This is a genomic window from Pseudomonas putida (assembly GCF_002741075.1).
GTDB lineage: Bacteria > Pseudomonadota > Gammaproteobacteria > Pseudomonadales > Pseudomonadaceae > Aquipseudomonas > Aquipseudomonas putida_T.
Map to the genome: position 1 here is coordinate 4,986,352 of NZ_CP016634.1, position 15,182 is coordinate 5,001,533.

Below are 15,182 nucleotides of genomic sequence, written 5' to 3' on the forward strand. Positions count from 1 at the left end.
GCGTATTCAGATACTGAGCACTTTGTCGCCACGGGCAATGCCGGTAACGCCGCTGCGCACGGTTTCCAGGATCGACGCGGTGCCGATAGCCTGGATGAAGCTGTCCAGCTTATCGCTGGTGCCGCTCAGTTGCACGGTGTACACGCTGGCGGTGACATCGACGATCTGGCCACGGAAGATATCCGTGGTGCGCTTGATCTCGGCGCGCTGGGCGCCGGTGGCCTTGACCTTGACCAGCATCAGCTCGCGCTCGATGTGAGCACTTTCCGACAGATCGACGAGTTTGACCACTTCGACCAGCTTGTTCAGGTTCTTGGTGATCTGCTCGATCACTTCGTCATGACCAACGGTCGTCAGGGTCAGGCGCGACAGAGTCGGATCCTCGGTCGGCGCCACGGTCAGGCTTTCGATGTTGTAGTTGCGCTGGGAGAACAGGCCGACCACGCGAGACAAGGCACCGGGTTCGTTTTCCAACAGCAGGGAAATGATGTGCCGCATATCAGGTACGCTCCGTCTTGCTCAGCCACATGTCACGCATCGAGCCGTCCTTGATCTGCATCGGGTAGACGTGCTCGGTCCTGTCGACCGCGATGTCGATGAACACCAAGCGGTCCTTCATCGCGAAAGCCTCTTCCAGTTTCGGCTTGAGGTCCTTCAGGCTGGTGATGCGGATACCCACATGGCCATAGGCCTCGACCAGCTTGACGAAGTCAGGCAGCGACTCCACGTAGGAGTGCGAGTGACGGCCGCTGTAGGCCATGTCCTGCCATTGACGAACCATGCCCAACACGCCGTTGTTCAGGTTGACGATCTTCACCGGCAGGTCGTACTGCATGCAGGTGGACAGTTCCTGGATGTTCATCTGGATACTGCCTTCACCGGTCACGCAGGCCACGTCCTGGTCAGGGAAGTTGAGCTTGATGCCCATCGCCGCCGGGAAGCCAAAGCCCATGGTGCCCAGGCCGCCGGAGTTGACCCAACGATTTGGCTTGTTGAAGCGGTAGTACTGCGCCGCGAACATCTGGTGCTGACCAACATCGGAGGTGATGAAGGCATCGCCCTTGGTCACTTCGCACAGGGTTTCGATCACGGTCTGCGGCTTGATGACGCTGCCGTCGCCCTTGTCGTAAGGGAACAGGTCGCCGTCGCCGCGCCATTCGTCGATCTGCTTCCACCAGGCATCGAGCGCCGCCTTGTCAGGCTGCTCGCCGATTTCCTTGAGGATGGCCAGCATTTCGTTGAGCACGCTTTCCACAGGCCCCACGATCGGCACGTCGGCCTTGATCATCTTGGAGATCGACGCCGGGTCGATGTCGATATGGATGATCTTGGCGTTCGGGCAGAACTTGGCCGGGCCGTTGACCACGCGGTCGTCGAAACGCGCACCGACAGCGAAGATCACGTCAGCATTGTGCATCGCCATGTTGGCGGTGTAGCTGCCGTGCATGCCCAGCATGCCGATGAACTGGCGATCGGTGCCTGGGAAGCCACCCAACCCCATCAGGGTATTGGTGACCGGCAGGTTCAACGATTTGGCGATCTCGGTGAGGGCTTCGGAGCCGCCGCCAAGAATCACGCCGCCGCCGGAGTAGACCACCGGACGCTTGGCTGCCAGGAGCATCTCGGCCGCCTTGCGGATCTGGCCGGAATGCCCGCGAACGGCCGGGCTGTAGGAGCGCAGCTTGACCTTCTTCGGATAGACGTATTCGAACTTCTCGGCCGGGTTGGTCATATCTTTTGGAATGTCGACCACGACCGGGCCTGGACGACCGGATTGCGCCAGGTAGAAGGCTTTTTTCAGGACTTCAGGGATTTCCGTGGCATGTTTGACCATGAAGCTGTGCTTAACGATCGGCCGGGAAATACCAATCATGTCGGTTTCCTGGAAGGCATCGGTACCTACCATGGTGCTAGGCACCTGGCCGGACAGGATGACCATCGGAATCGAGTCCATATAGGCAGTGGCAATGCCGGTGATGGCATTGGTCGCGCCTGGGCCGGAAGTCACCAGCACCACGCCGGCCTTGCCGGTAGCACGGGCGTAACCGTCCGCCATATGGGTGGCAGCCTGCTCGTGACGAACCAGGATGTGATTGATCTCCGGTTCCTTGAACAGGGCGTCGTAAACATGAAGAAGAGCACCGCCAGGGTACCCATAGATGTGCTTAACGCCTTCGTCACGCAAGAAGCGGACGACCATCTCAGCGCCAGATAAAAGCTCCACGTTGTTCACCTCTAAAACGCCAGAATACCGTCCTCATTGGACGGGTCTTAATAGGTTTACTGCCAAGCAGAGCATGAGCGAACGTCAGCACTGACTGAGCAAGTATTGGGAGCGCCCCAGAGTGTTGCGGGGGATTCCCACCCAGCGCGAGGTAACGCGTTGCGGGGTGTTACAAGTCGGCGCGGGTGTGCGCCTCATGATCTGCTTAGCGGGTCTGCTTCTGGCAGTCCCTCTACAGCGGAATCTGGATTCTTCTGATTCGCCGCGCGCAAGTCAAGAAAAATTATTGCCAATTTTTCCCCAGGATGAATTCTCGCCACCACGAAAAAGGTGGTCGGCAGCAGGAAAACAAAGAAATCCATAAAAAAGGGCCACAATCTGCGGCCCTTATAGGAAAAAAAGAAGAAATCAGGCGGAAGGACTGATCAATTGGTCAAACGCTGCCAGCAGACGTCTTAGCTCGCGGCTCTGCTCCGGGCGATCGACGAACACCGTTTCGGCCATGACCAGAATACCGGACGCGTTGGGCAGTGGGTGCCCGTGCTCGATGATGAGCTTCATGCGTGGCAGGAATATCCATTGCAGCCATTGCTCGAAGGTCATCACGTCTACCGCGAACGGCACCACGCTGGCGAGCGCTTCGGCACTGGGCGCCTGCTCGCTCCACCAGCCCTGGACCTGCAACTCGCGCTCGATCAGCAGCAGATGATCGGCGATGTCGAGGATGCGTTGCTCCATCACGAGGTGGTCCGCGCCTTCTGCCGCGCCAATGCCGCGCCCTGGCTGTCGCCCTGCTTCTCGCGGGCCTGGGCGATGGTGTTCCACAGCTCGGCTTGCAGGTCGGGACGACCGTTGGCGTAGGTCAGGGCACGACGCGCCAGTTGCTCGGCCTGGGCCGAGTCGCCCTGGGCCAGGCGCACCTGGGCCAGACGGAACAACACCTGCGGTTCGCGCGGGGCGATGCGCTGGGCACGCTCCAAGCTCGAGGCAGCACCGTTGAAATCGCCCCCACCTTGTTGCTGCTGGGCGGTAGTCAACAGGGCCAGCACCGGACCATCGAGCTGTTCATCGGCAGATAGCCCACCGCTGGCATTGCTGCGCGGAATACCGGTCGGTGCGCTCGGCGTGCTGGGCGCGCTGTTCATCGAGGCGATGTCGAACGGCTCGTCGGCAATCGGGTTGGGATTGGTGGCGATCGGGCCGCTGCTGACAGGGCCGGGGGTGATTGGCCCTGTGCTGATCGGCGCGGCGCCCACACCGGCCGGGAAGGCCTGGATCGGCGCTGCGCCAGCGCCCTGCGGAATCACCACGGTCACACCGGAGTCCTCAGGCAGCGACTGCGCCTGACTGGTGCCTCCGCTGGCCTGGCGGGCAACGTTACGGTTGCTCGCGATTCGCTCACTGTTCGAGACCCGGGTGCTCGAATCCACCACGGGGATATTGCCGCGCGGAACGCTGGAGCACCCCTGGAGCACGGCAATTGCCGTCAAGGCAGGAAACAGCCACTTGTTCACTTCACACCCTCTTCAAAGCTAGCGCTCAATTCATCCATCCCTTGACCCAATCCATGACGGATTCCACTGGGTCTTGCGGGCCACCACAGGCGGCGCCGGCAGGCGGTTCACTTCCGCGAATATACGGCATCTGCACCGCCCCCGGACAGCTATCGTCCGACCCCTGGCCGCTGTACGGATCAATCCAGGCCTGGACGACGTTATCCGGTTGCGGCATGTCCAGCGGCAGCGGGTCGGCTTTCTTCATGAAGCTGGTCCAAACCTGCAAGGCGCCTGTGGCACCGGTGAACGGCGTCTTGCCGTTATCGTCACGGCCCAGCCAGACCACCGCCAGCAAGTCCTGACTGAAGCCTGAGAACCAGCTGTCGCGCGAATCGTTACTGGTGCCGGTCTTGCCCGCCAGGGTCAGCGAACGAGGCAGCACGTTGTAGACCGAACGCCCGGTACCTTCACGCATTACGCGTTGCATGCCGTTCTGCACCAGATAGATGGCGCCTGGGTCGAACGTCTGCTGGATCTGGAACGGGTAGCGCTTGAGCGGCTCGCCTTCGGCGGTGAGCACGCTGCGGATACCGCGCATCGGCGTATTGAAACCACCATTGGCGATGGTCTGGTACATGGTGGCGACCTGCATCGGCGACATGCCGCCCGCGCCCAGCAGCATGGACGGGAATGCTGGCCAATCGACCTTCACACCGAGTCTGCCGATGGTCTTGATCACGTTGGGCACGCCCACTTCCAGGCCAATCTTGGCGGTGGACAGGTTGTAGGAGTTGGCCAGCCCTTGGTACAGGTAGATAGTGCCGTGCGGGCGACGATCGTAGTTTTGCGGACGCCAGACCTGGCCATCGGCGCCTTTGACCGAGAACGGCTCGTCCTGCACCCAACTGGTCAACGTGTACTTGCTCGGTTGCTCCAAGGCAGTCAGGTACACCGCAGGCTTGACCAACGAGCCGATCGGCCGCACGGCGTCGATGGCGCGGTTGAAACCGGCGAAGCCGGCCTGCCGGCTGCCGATCAGCGCTTGGACTTCACCGGTTTCCGGGTTGGTCACCACCATGGCGGATTCGACTTCGTCAGCGCCCTTGCGACCGGCCAGGCGCTTGAAAGTCTCGCTCATGGCTGTTTCGGCCTTCATCTGCAGGATCGGGTCGAAGCTGGTAAAGATGCGCAGGCCTTCTTCGGTCAAGTCTTCGTCGCGGTAGTCCTGGCGCAGCTGACGCTTGACCAGGTCGAGGAAGGCCGGGAAGGAGCTGTCAGCCAGGCTGCCACGCTTGGTCACGCCCAACGGCATCTTCTTCGCCGCCTCGGCCACGTCCTGGCTGACCACGCCCTGCTCGGCGAGCAGGTCGAGCACCAAGTTGCGTCGGGTGAGTGCACGTTCTGGATAACGACGTGGGTTGTAATAGGACGGGCCCTTGACCATGCCCACCAGCAGGGCGATCTGGTGCAGCTTGAGCTCCTGCAGCGGTTGGCTGAAGAAGAACTGGCTGGCCAGACCGAAGCCGTGCACCGCACGCTGACCGTCCTGGCCGACGAATACCTCGTTGAGGTACGCCTCGAGGATCTCGCGCTTGTCGTAGTGCAGTTCCAGCAACATGGCCATCATGGCCTCGTTCAGCTTACGGCTGAGGCTGCGCTCGTTGGTCAGGAAGAAGTTCTTCACCAACTGCTGGGTCAGGGTACTACCGCCCTGGCGCATGGCACCTGAGGAGGTGTTAACCCACATTGCACGGGCGATGGACTTGGGTGACACACCGTGGTGGCTGTAGAAATCACGGTCTTCCACGGCGACCAGGGTTTCCAGCAGATAAGGCGGGACCTGGTCGATCTTGATCAGGATCCGGTCTTCGAGATTCTTGGGATAGATACCGCCGATCATCAGCGGCTCGAGACGCACCACGTCCAGCTTACCGCCGTTGGCACCGGACAGCCCCGCCACGTAGTCGCCGGAGAACCGCACGCGCACGAACTGCGCCGGCTCCATGCCCTCGTAGAACTGGAAACCACGGGTATTGAGGTCGACGGTATTGCCGTTGACCGACGCTGCGCCCGGGCCATTGGCGGCCGCTTCACGGCGATAGCCCAGGGCATCGAGCTCGGTGAGGAAGTCGTTGCGGCTCAACTTCTGGCCGACGAACAGCTCCAGCGGGCGGGCGTATACCTTGGCCGGAATGGTCCAACGCTTGCCGGAGAACTTCTCCTGGACGACAGCATCGAGGTAAACCGCGAAGCCGGCGAGCACCACCAGGCCGACCAGGCTGAGCTTGAGCGCCCAGCCCAGCCAGGCGCGGGAGCGGCCGGTCGGGCGTTTCTTGGGGGTACGGGAGTTTCGGGTACGAGTCATGGCGGCGGATTATACGCACTTTGATAAAGGCTAGTGGCTTGCGGGACGAAACGGAAAGCTCGCGTTCATCCGCCAGCATTTCCAGCGGTTTGCAGGGACGGCACCATTGACCATAATGGCGCTTTCGAATTCCCTGCCCCCAGAAGGATTGCCCGTGAGCCAAGCTCTGATCAGCGCGCTGCAGAACCCCGCCCTCTATGCCCACCCGGTGGACGGGTTCCAGCTCATCGAAACGCATATTTCTTGGGTTTTGCTGACCGGCGAATACGCCTACAAGATCAAGAAGCCGATGAACTTCGGCTTCCTGGACTTCACTGAGCTGGACCAACGCCGTCACTTCTGCAACGAAGAGCTGCGCCTGAACCAGCGCCTGACCGAAGGTCTGTACCTTGAAGTGCTGCCAATCACTGGCACTGCCGACGCCCCGCAAGTGGGCGGCGATGGCGAGCCGATCGAGTACGCCTTGAAGATGCGTCAGTTCCCTCAGGGCCAGATGCTCGCTACCTTGCAAGCCAATGGCGAGCTCAATGCCAGCCACATTGACCAGATGGCTCGCCAGATCGCCGAGTTCCACCTGAGAACCCCTAAAGTACCGGTCGACCACCCGCTCGGCACTCCCGAAAGTGCCATGGCACCGGTCGAGCAGAACTTCGAGCAGATCCGCCCGTTCCTCACCGAAAAGGCCGACTTGCAACAGCTGGACAACCTGCAGGCATGGGCACGCAGCAGCTTCGAACGGCTGTACGGCCTGCTCGAGACGCGCAAGGCCAACGGTTTCATCCGCGAGTGTCATGGCGATATCCACCTGGGCAACGCCACGCTGATCGATGGCAAGGTGGTGATCTTCGATTGCATCGAGTTCAACGAGCCGTTCCGTCTGACCGACGTCTACGCCGACACCGCCTTCCTGGCCATGGACCTCGAGGACCGCGGCCTGAAATGCCTGGCCCGTCGCTTCATCAGCCAGTACCTGGAACTGACCGGCGACTACGAAGGCCTGGAACTGCTCAACTTCTACAAGGCCTACCGCGCCCTGGTGCGTGCCAAGGTCGCGCTCTTCAGCATGCCGGCCGAGGCCGATGGTGTGCAGCGTGCCACTACTCTGCGTACCTATCGCAACTACGCCAATCTGGCTGAGAGCTACAGCGCCATTCCATCGCGTCTGCTGGCCATCACCCATGGTGTCTCGGCTGTGGGCAAGAGCCACGTGGCCATGCGCCTGGTCGAAGCCCTGGGCGCGATCCGCGTGCGTTCGGACGTGGAACGCAAGCGCCTGTTCGGTGAGCAACAGCAGCAAAACGCAGGCCAACTGCAGGCCGGCATCTATGACCAGGAGGCGAGCCGCGCCACCTATCAGCGCCTGCATGAGCTGGCGGCGGTCATCCTGCGGGCCGGCTTCCCGGTGGTGCTCGATGCCACCTACCTCAAGCTGGCCCAGCGCCAGGCCGCGGCACAGGTCGCCAACGAAACAGGCGTTCCGTTCCTGATCCTCGATTGCCAAGCGCCCGATGCCGTCATCGCCAGTTGGCTGGCCCAGCGTCAGGCCGAGGACAACGACCCCTCCGATGCCACCCTGGAAGTGGTCAAGGCCCAGCAAGCCAGCCGCGAACCACTGAACGCCGAAGAACTGCCCCACTGTAAGCGCGTGGACACTCAGGAAAGCGCCAGCATGGACCAGTTGATCGAACAGATCCGCCAGCGCCTGCCAGGGATCTAAAACAGCCCTGCCCGCCGCAGGCCAAACGAACCGCCGCTCTCCCAGACATTGCACTGCATCCTGTGGGAGCGGCCTCGTGCCGCGACCGACCGCGGCACGCGCACCACCTGGAGCTCCCTCGCCCGTCGGGCTCCGATGGCAAAAGGCCGCGTATTTCCCAACCCCCGCTACACTCCTCTCAGACCTGCTCGCGATTTATCCCAAAGACCTCGTTCAGCCATCGCAAGGAGGCCCGATGAACGATGAATTGCAGCATCTGAGAAATCTTGGCAAGACCTCCGCGCAATGGCTCCACGCCGTCGGCATCCACAGTGCATCGGATTTGCGCCGCCTGGGCGCGGTGGGTGCCTATCAAGCCGTGAAGTCACGGGGGTTCAGGGCATCGAAGGTGTTGCTGTACTCCATTGAGGCGGCACTGCTGGACATGCACTGGAACGATTTGCCGGTCGAGCGTAAACAGGCGCTCGATGAACAGCTGGACGCCAAAAGCCCTGCGCAAAAAAAATCAAAATAAGCGGGAGGAGGGATTGACTATCAAATGAGAATCGTTATGATTATCACAACTGGTCGCGAGACTGGTTGGATAAGCTGAAAGGTCCCTGGTTCGGACACTCAGATTATCTCCTCATCAGGCTAATCACGGTTATTGACCCGGCAATTTGCCGGGTCTTTTTTTGCCTGCGAACATCCCATGCACAGTCAACGGCGCAACTGGGCGCAATAGTCCTGCTCAGGCAAGGCTGCCGTGTACCAAACATAGTCGGCCATCCCCGGCTCGACTTTTTCGCCCACTTCCACCAGCAACAACACTTTGGTTTCGCCCTCAGCCCCCAGATCAGCCAGGTGCAGCGGCACGCCCAAATCGCTGCGCGCATGGTAACTGCCAGTCAGCAACAGGGCCGGTTGCGGCGCAGCCAGCAGCCGTTCGGCGATACGTCGGTCGCGTTGCTGCTGGACGGCGAGCATGGCCGGCAGCTGGTTTTCCGGTAGCAACCCACAATGGCCGGCACGAACATGGTCGAGCAGTGCGGCCTTGACCGCAGGGGCATTCGAACGCGGCCCTTGCAGTACCGGCGCATCACGATAGGCCTGACGCATCTCCTCCGGCGACAGGTTGGCCGCCAGTAGTGGAATCTGCCGGTGTAGCGCCTCCCGCACGATCGGGCCATACAACCGCCAGTCCCACCCGTCCTGCCAGGCCAGGGCCTTGGGCAGGTCTTCGGGCAAACTCGTCTGCCCTTTCAAGGCGTCTATCAGCGGTTGCTGTGCCGGCTGCAGCATCTCCAGCAACACGCTGCCCTGGGTACGCCGGGCCTCCAAGGCTTGCAACAACCACAACTGCAGGGAGTGATGATCAGGATTGTCGTGCTTCTCCCCCACCACCACCCGAGGCGCTGGGGCCAGATGCGCAACAAGCTGCTCCGGCGTGAGCCGCTCACCACTGGCCACGTCGCGGATCTGCCCCAGTAGCATGCTGTCGCGCCCCTCGCTGGCCTGCCACGGCGGCAAGTCCGGCAGGCCGGCTTGGCAGCCGGACAACACCAGGGCTAGCAGGATCGAAAGGCCGGACTGCACGGCATGGCGCATGAATGAAGCCTCCTGGTGTGGTGTGTCAGTGGTACTTCTGAAACACCACACTAGCGGGTGATGATCAAGGGGTGACCGCGCTCCGGGTGCGCTTGCACCAACACATCGATGCCAAACACGGCCTTTAGCGCTTCAGGCGTCAGCACCTGTGGCGGGGTATCCAGCGCATGGCAACGTCCCTGCTCCAGCAACAGGATCTGGTCACAGTAGCGCGCGGCGAGGTTGAGGTCGTGCAGAATCACCATCACCGCCGCGCCTTGGTCGGCAAATCGCCGCACCGCTTGCAAGGTGGTGTGCTGGTGCAAGGGGTCGAGCATCGAAGTCGGCTCGTCCAATAGCAGCGTCACGCCCTCCTCCCCCGGCCACAACTGCGCCAGCACCCTGGCCAGATGCACCCGCTGACGCTCGCCGCCGGACAGCGCCAAATAGCTACGATCGGCCAAATGCAGCGCGTCGGCCGCACCCAATGCCGCCTGGACGATTTCCCGGTCGCGCTGCTGACCGCTGGCGTGAGGCAATCGACCAAGACCCACCACCTCCTCGACACCAAATGCAAACCCGAGGGTGGAGACCTGCGGCAGCACCGCCAGATGACGCGCGCGCGCCTGGCCGGGCCAGTCCGCCAGCGCGCGCCCAAGCAAACGGACTCGTCCATGGCTGGGGGCCAGCTCGCCGCACAGCACGCTCAACAGGCTGCTCTTGCCCGCGCCATTGGGGCCCAACACACCCAGGACCTGCCCTGGGCGCACTTGCAGGTCGATCCCCTGCAGCACTTCCTGGGTTCCACGCCACAGGCGCACCCCTTCGGCTTCCAGCATCAGCTGCGTCCTCGTACCAGCAAGAACAAGAAGAACGGCGCACCGATGAACGCCGTGACGATCCCAATCGGCAGTTCCGCCGGTGCCAGCGCCAGCCGTGCCACCAGATCGGCGAACAGAAGCAAGGCTCCCCCTGCGAGTAACGAGGCAGGCAGCAGCACACGATGATCCGGACCGGCCAACAACCGCACCAGGTGTGGCACCACCAGCCCGATAAAACCGATCAGCCCCGCGGCAGCCACCGCAGCGCCCACACCCAGGGCGGTACAGAACACCAGCTCGCGCTTGAGCGCTTCGACCTCGATGCCCAGGTGCCGGGCCTCCGACTCGCCCAACAACAGGGCATTGAGCGCCTGGGCGCGGCGGGGCAACCACAAGGCCACCGCGCCCGTCACCAGCAGCAGGGGCCACAGCCGCTCGTAGCTGGCACCGTTGAGGCTGCCCAGGTTCCAGAAGGTCAAGGTACGCAGCGTTGCGTCATCGGCCAGGTAGGTGAACAAGCCGACTGCCGAACCCGCCAAGGCTGTCAGGGCGACGCCCGCAAGCAGCATGGTAGCGACGCTGGTCTGCCCGTCGCGCCGGCCCAGGCGATACACCAGCGCGGTCACACCGAGGCCCCCCACGAAGGCACAGACGGACAACAGGTAAGGAGAAAACCACTCCGGGATTCCGCCCAGCCAATTGCCACCGACAATCGCGATCGCCGCCCCCAACGCCGCTCCGCTGGCAACGCCTACCAACCCTGGGTCTGCCAGGGGGTTGCGAAACAGCCCCTGCATCGTCACGCCGGACAACGCCAGCACCGCACCGACCGCCAGCCCCAACAAGGTTCGCGGCAGGCGGATCTGGCCAAGAATCATCTGCGCCTGCTCCAGGCCTTCGGCGTGAACCGGCACACCCAGCAGCCGCAGGCCAGCGCACAAGGTATCGAACAATGGAAGACTCACCGGCCCAAGCGCCAGCGACAACCAGATCGCCAGCAGGCACAGTAGGGTCAGGCAGGCAAACAGCGTACGGGGGTGAACACGACGTCTCATTGAGCCTTGGCCGCCGGATAGAAGGCCTCGGCCAGCGTGTTCAAGGTGGCCGGCAAGCGCGGGCCAAGGCCACCGACCAGCAAAGTCGGGTCCAGCGCTATCACACGCTTCTCACGCACTGCCCGGGACGCGGCCAACGCCGGGTTCTCCTTGAGCAAGGCCTGTAACGCCTGCTCGCCATCGAGGCTGCGGTCGGAAAACACCAGCACGTCCGGATCCAGCGCCGCCAGCGCTTCGACGGAGAAGTTCTTGTAACCCGGATGGCCGGCCAGGTTACGCGCACCGGCCTGACGCAACAGCCAATCCCCTGATGTACCCACGCCGGCGATCAGGGGCTTGGCACCTGCATGCCCGACCAGCAGCAACACCCCCGGCGCCTTCTGGCTCGCCTGGGCCTGTTTGACCCTGCCCTGCAGCGCATCGAGTTGCTGGTGGTAATCGGCGCTCAGCGCGGCAGCTTTTTGCTCGGTACCCAGCAGGCGGCCCAAGCGTAGGAGATTGTCGTCCACGGCGCCCAACTCGGCCTTGCTGGAGAACAGCTCCACCCGCACCCCGGCGTTACGCACCTGTGCCAGCACTGGCGGCGGCCCCATTTCTTCGGTACCGACCAGCACATCCGGGCGCAGGCTGAGAATCCCTTCGGCGGACAATTGCCGCTGGTAGCCAATACTGGGCAGCGACTTGAGTGACTCAGGATGCTGGCTGGTGGTATCGACCCCCACCAGCCGCGGCTCACCGCCCAGGGCGCTGATCCACTCGCTCAGGGCACCGCCAGCACTGACCCAGCGCTGCGGGAGTTCGGCGGCCAATGCCTGGGTGGCAAGCACAAGACCTGCGCACAGGACAATCAGGGCAGCGGGACGACGCATCATCGTTTTCCTTTGCAGAAGGCGGGCCGCGCGCCTTGTAGCGAGCGACGGAACTGCGCACCATAGACAGCCTGGCGCAGCGACTGAGGGCAATTTGATAATTGTTCGCATTGAGGCGTCAAGCCATCCCTGTGTCACACGAGCTGTCCGCTGCAATGCATTTTCTTTGCGCATCCATCGACCTCGCCGAAGGCCACAGCCGCGCATTCAGCGTAGCTGGCGAGCAGGTGTTCGGCGTACGCCGCCAGGGTCAGGTCTACCTTTATCGCAACCGCTGCCCCCACCGAGGCATTGCATTGAACTGGGAGGCGAATGCCTTTCTCGACGAGAGTGCCAGCCTCATCCAATGCGCCCATCACGGGGCGTTGTTCTTGATCGAAAGTGGCGAGTGCGTGGCTGGCCCCTGCGAGGGGGAGCAGTTGCAGGCCCTGGACTGCCTGGAAGACAGCCAGGGCATCTGGCTCAAGGCGTGAGCAGCACCGGCAATGGCCGGTCGATCACGATCTGTTCGGCGTCCAGACGCGTGCCGTAAGCGAGCACCTCAACGCCATCGGCCACTGCTGTGCGCAGGGCCAGGGCATAGGCCGCGTCGATCTCCTCGGCTGGGCGCACCGCCTCGACACCGGTCAGGTTGACGCAATACAACTGCACGGCACGGATCCCCTGGCGCGCCAATGCGGCCAGCTCGCGCAGGTGCTTCGCGCCGCGCTGTGTCACCGCGTCGGGAAAAGCCGCGACCGGCGTGTCCGGGTACCCCAGGGTCACGCTTTTGACCTCCACATAGGCCGGCCCTTCGGCGAACTCCAGGCGAAAATCCACCCGGCTGCCCTCCTCGCCATAGGCCACTTCGCGCTTGAGCGCCGTGAACCCGGCCAGCTCGGTGATGCGTCCGGCCCGCAGCGCTTCCTCCACCAGGGCATTGGCCCGCCCGGTGTTGACGCAAGCCAGGCGTCCCTGGGGCGTTTCGCTGATCTCCCAGGTTCCGGGAAGCTTGCGCTTGGGGTCGTTGGAGCGACTGAACCAGACCTGCCCACCTTCGCGCATGCAATTGAGCATGGAGCCGGTGTTGGGGCAATGGATGGTCAGTTGCTCGCCGTTGGCCAACTCGATGTCAGCCAGGAACCGTTTGTACCGGCGCAACAAGCGCGCCTGCTCGAGTGCGGGGAAGAACAGCATCAGCCTTGCCAGCTCTTCAGGCCACGGGCGATGCGTTGCACGGCTTCTTCCAGGCGCGGCAGGCTCTGGGTGTAGGCGAAGCGCACATGATGGCCAGCCTGGTGACGGCCAAAATCAAGGCCCGGCGTGAAGGCCAGGTGCTCGGTTTCCAGGAAGTGCTGGCAGAACGCGAAGGCATCACCGCCAAAGGCACTGATGTCGGCATACAGATAGAAGGCGCCCTGTGGTTCCACAGCAATACCGAAGCCGAGTTCACGCAGGGCCGGTAGCAGGAAGTCCCGGCGGCGGGCGAACTCGGCACGACGTTCTTCGAGGATGGCCAGGGTCTGGGGCTCGAAGCAGGCCAGCGCGGCATGTTGGGCCATGCTCGGCGCGCTGATGTAGAGGTTCTGCGCCAGCTTCTCCAGGTCCTTCACCGCGCTGGGCGGCGCGACCAACCAGCCGAGGCGCCAGCCGGTCATGCCGAAATACTTAGAAAAACTATTCAGGACAAACGCGTGATCGTCCACTTCCAGCACGCTCGGTGCATCCATGCCGTAGGTGAGGCCGTGGTAGATCTCGTCCACCACCAGATGCCCGTGGCGCTCACGGGTGGCCTTGGACAGACTGGCCAGCTCGTCACGGTCGAGCACCGTGCCTGTAGGGTTGGCGGGCGAGGCCACCAGGGCACCGACGGTATCCTTGTCCCAGTAACGATCGACCAGGTCGGCCGTCAATTGATAGTTGACCTCCGGACCCACCGGCACCAGTTGCGCCCCACCTTCTACCAGACGCAGGAAATGGCGATTGCACGGGTAGCCGGGGTCTGCCAGCAGCCAGTGCTTGCCTGGATCGACCAACAGGCTGCTGGCCAGTAGCAATGCACCGGAGCCGCCGGGCGTGACGAGGATGCGCTCAGGGTCGACACTCACCCCGTAGCGCTGGTCATAAAAACCTGCGATCGCCTCGCGCAGAGCCGGCAGGCCACGTGCCGCGGTGTAGCGGGTGTGGCCAGCGGCCAGCGCCGCCTGGCCTGCCGCCACGATGGGCTCGGCGGTGGTGAAATCCGGCTCGCCGATCTCCAGGTGGATGACGTCATGGCCAGCCGCCTGCAACTCGTTGGCGCGTGCCAGCAATGCCATGACGTGGAAGGGTTCGATAGCGCGACTACGCGCACTGTGGGGCTGAGCCATGGGCCTTCTCTCAATTGGGTCTAAACTGGTGATTCTACCCCTGCGCCGCATCGAACGTGCGGCTCGCGCCGCTGTCAACTCCTAGGATCGGGCGGGGTAGCGCACCCCCGATCTATCTGGTAAGTTCGGCGGCTCGCAGTCGCAGGGCCGGCGGGTGCCGGAGATGGAGCAGCCTGCGCATTGGATCAGATGAGTGAGAGGCGGTCTATTCATGTCCACCGTAGAAAAGCAAAAAGCCGGTCAGTCCATGTACGGTGTCGAACCCTATAAGGAAACGCCGGGCGAAGAGTACATGGGTGAACCCATGCGCAAGCATTTCACCAAACTCCTCAGTGCCTGGAAGCAAGAGCTGATGACCAGTGTGGATCGGACCGTAGACCACATGAAGGATGAAGCAGCCAACTTCCCAGACCCTGCCGACCGTGCCAGCCAGGAAGAAGAATTCGCCCTTGAGCTGCGCAACCGGGATCGTGAACGCAAGCTGATCAAGAAGATCGACAAGACCCTGCAATCGATCCAGGACGAAGAGTACGGCTGGTGCGAAGCCTGCGGCGTCGAGATCGGTCTGCGTCGCCTGGAGGCGCGCCCAACCGCCGACCTGTGCTTCGACTGCAAGGAGCTGGCGGAGAAAAAGGAAAAGCAGGTCGGCAAAGCCTGACCTGATTCCCACCTGAACGGGGCGCTTGAAGCGCCCCGTTTCATTTATATAGCCTGCACACCC

General features: G+C 62.7%; 15 protein-coding genes. 4 read left to right on the forward strand and 11 right to left on the reverse strand.

The genetic code is table 11. From position 1 onward, the window contains the following. Positions 1-6: 6 nt before the first annotated feature. The 5 genes from ilvN to mrcB form a co-directional block, all read right to left on the reverse strand. Positions 7-498, reverse strand: a complete 492-nt coding sequence (gene ilvN, locus IEC33019_RS23260) for an acetolactate synthase small subunit (RefSeq protein ID WP_003250040.1) — start codon at positions 496-498, stop codon at positions 7-9. A gap of 1 nt (position 499) precedes the next feature. Next, the gene (locus IEC33019_RS23265) at positions 500-2,224 is read right to left on the reverse strand and encodes an acetolactate synthase 3 large subunit (protein WP_070092287.1); all 1,725 of its coding nucleotides are present in this window, start codon (positions 2,222-2,224) and stop codon (positions 500-502) included. A 408-nt stretch (positions 2,225-2,632) separates the two neighbouring features. Further along, a complete protein-coding gene (locus tag IEC33019_RS23270; RefSeq protein ID WP_070092275.1) occupies positions 2,633-2,965 on the reverse strand; it encodes a YqcC family protein in 333 nt (110 codons plus the stop codon). Next, positions 2,962-3,738, reverse strand: a complete 777-nt coding sequence (locus IEC33019_RS23275; RefSeq protein WP_070092274.1) for a tetratricopeptide repeat protein — start codon at positions 3,736-3,738, stop codon at positions 2,962-2,964. The genes IEC33019_RS23270 and IEC33019_RS23275 overlap by 4 nt, the downstream gene beginning before the upstream one ends. A 25-nt stretch (positions 3,739-3,763) precedes the next feature. Further along, positions 3,764-6,085, reverse strand: a complete 2,322-nt coding sequence (gene mrcB, locus IEC33019_RS23280; RefSeq protein WP_070092273.1) for a penicillin-binding protein 1B — start codon at positions 6,083-6,085, stop codon at positions 3,764-3,766. A 154-nt stretch (positions 6,086-6,239) separates the two neighbouring features. Here mrcB and IEC33019_RS23285 point away from each other — a divergent pair, with 154 nt between their 5' ends. After that, positions 6,240-7,802 (forward strand): AAA family ATPase, encoded by a 1,563-nt coding sequence (locus IEC33019_RS23285; protein WP_070092272.1) that lies wholly within the window; start codon positions 6,240-6,242, stop codon positions 7,800-7,802. Between the two features lie 235 nt (positions 7,803-8,037). Continuing rightward, positions 8,038-8,316: a TfoX/Sxy family protein gene (locus tag IEC33019_RS23290; RefSeq protein ID WP_070092271.1), complete on the forward strand. Its 279-nt coding sequence runs from the start codon at positions 8,038-8,040 to the stop codon at positions 8,314-8,316. Positions 8,317-8,501: 185 nt separating this feature from the next. On the opposite strand, the gene IEC33019_RS23295 is transcribed toward IEC33019_RS23290, so the two are convergent. From IEC33019_RS23295 to IEC33019_RS23310, 4 genes are read right to left on the reverse strand one after another with little or no spacing between them, the layout of a single operon-like run. Then, the gene (locus IEC33019_RS23295; protein ID WP_070092270.1) at positions 8,502-9,389 is read right to left on the reverse strand and encodes a ChaN family lipoprotein; all 888 of its coding nucleotides are present in this window, start codon (positions 9,387-9,389) and stop codon (positions 8,502-8,504) included. 50 nt (positions 9,390-9,439) lie between these two features. Next, entirely contained in the window at positions 9,440-10,207 is a 768-nt protein-coding gene (locus IEC33019_RS23300; protein ID WP_070092269.1) for a heme ABC transporter ATP-binding protein, read from the reverse strand. Then, positions 10,207-11,190 (reverse strand): FecCD family ABC transporter permease, encoded by a 984-nt coding sequence (locus IEC33019_RS23305; RefSeq protein WP_170831765.1) that lies wholly within the window; start codon positions 11,188-11,190, stop codon positions 10,207-10,209. Before IEC33019_RS23305 ends, IEC33019_RS23300 begins: the two co-directional genes overlap by 1 nt. 50 nt (positions 11,191-11,240) lie before the next feature. Next, on the reverse strand, positions 11,241-12,116 hold the full coding sequence (locus IEC33019_RS23310) for a heme/hemin ABC transporter substrate-binding protein (RefSeq protein ID WP_070092267.1): 876 nt from the start codon (positions 12,114-12,116) through the stop codon (positions 11,241-11,243). Positions 12,117-12,268: 152 nt separating this feature from the next. Here IEC33019_RS23310 and IEC33019_RS23315 point away from each other — a divergent pair, with 152 nt between their 5' ends. Next, the gene (locus IEC33019_RS23315; protein ID WP_070092266.1) at positions 12,269-12,586 is read left to right on the forward strand and encodes a Rieske (2Fe-2S) protein; all 318 of its coding nucleotides are present in this window, start codon (positions 12,269-12,271) and stop codon (positions 12,584-12,586) included. Here IEC33019_RS23315 and sfsA read toward each other — a convergent pair. Then, positions 12,576-13,289, reverse strand: coding sequence for a DNA/RNA nuclease SfsA (gene sfsA / locus IEC33019_RS23320; RefSeq protein WP_070092265.1), 714 nt, complete (start codon positions 13,287-13,289; stop codon positions 12,576-12,578). The genes IEC33019_RS23315 and sfsA overlap by 11 nt on opposite strands. Continuing rightward, on the reverse strand, positions 13,289-14,461 hold the full coding sequence (locus tag IEC33019_RS23325; RefSeq protein WP_070092264.1) for a pyridoxal phosphate-dependent aminotransferase: 1,173 nt from the start codon (positions 14,459-14,461) through the stop codon (positions 13,289-13,291). The genes sfsA and IEC33019_RS23325 overlap by 1 nt, the downstream gene beginning before the upstream one ends. Positions 14,462-14,672: 211 nt before the next feature. Between IEC33019_RS23325 and dksA the strand changes: the two genes are divergently transcribed. Next, entirely contained in the window at positions 14,673-15,119 is a 447-nt protein-coding gene (gene dksA / locus IEC33019_RS23330) for an RNA polymerase-binding protein DksA (protein WP_070092263.1), read from the forward strand. The last annotated feature ends 63 nt before the right edge of the window (positions 15,120-15,182 follow it).

Coding starts and splice junctions, on each gene's coding strand:
- IEC33019_RS23325 (WP_070092264.1), bottom strand. CDS start 14,461: ATGGCTCAGCCCCACAGTGCGCGTAGTCGCGCTATCGAACCCTTCCAC.
- IEC33019_RS23315 (WP_070092266.1), top strand. CDS start 12,269: ATGCATTTTCTTTGCGCATCCATCGACCTCGCCGAAGGCCACAGCCGC.
- ilvN (WP_003250040.1), bottom strand. CDS start 498: ATGCGGCACATCATTTCCCTGCTGTTGGAAAACGAACCCGGTGCCTTG.
- IEC33019_RS23290 (WP_070092271.1), top strand. CDS start 8,038: ATGAACGATGAATTGCAGCATCTGAGAAATCTTGGCAAGACCTCCGCG.
- mrcB (WP_070092273.1), bottom strand. CDS start 6,085: ATGACTCGTACCCGAAACTCCCGTACCCCCAAGAAACGCCCGACCGGC.
- IEC33019_RS23300 (WP_070092269.1), bottom strand. CDS start 10,207: ATGCTGGAAGCCGAAGGGGTGCGCCTGTGGCGTGGAACCCAGGAAGTG.
- dksA (WP_070092263.1), top strand. CDS start 14,673: ATGTCCACCGTAGAAAAGCAAAAAGCCGGTCAGTCCATGTACGGTGTC.
- IEC33019_RS23310 (WP_070092267.1), bottom strand. CDS start 12,116: ATGATGCGTCGTCCCGCTGCCCTGATTGTCCTGTGCGCAGGTCTTGTG.
- IEC33019_RS23295 (WP_070092270.1), bottom strand. CDS start 9,389: ATGCGCCATGCCGTGCAGTCCGGCCTTTCGATCCTGCTAGCCCTGGTG.
- sfsA (WP_070092265.1), bottom strand. CDS start 13,289: ATGCTGTTCTTCCCCGCACTCGAGCAGGCGCGCTTGTTGCGCCGGTAC.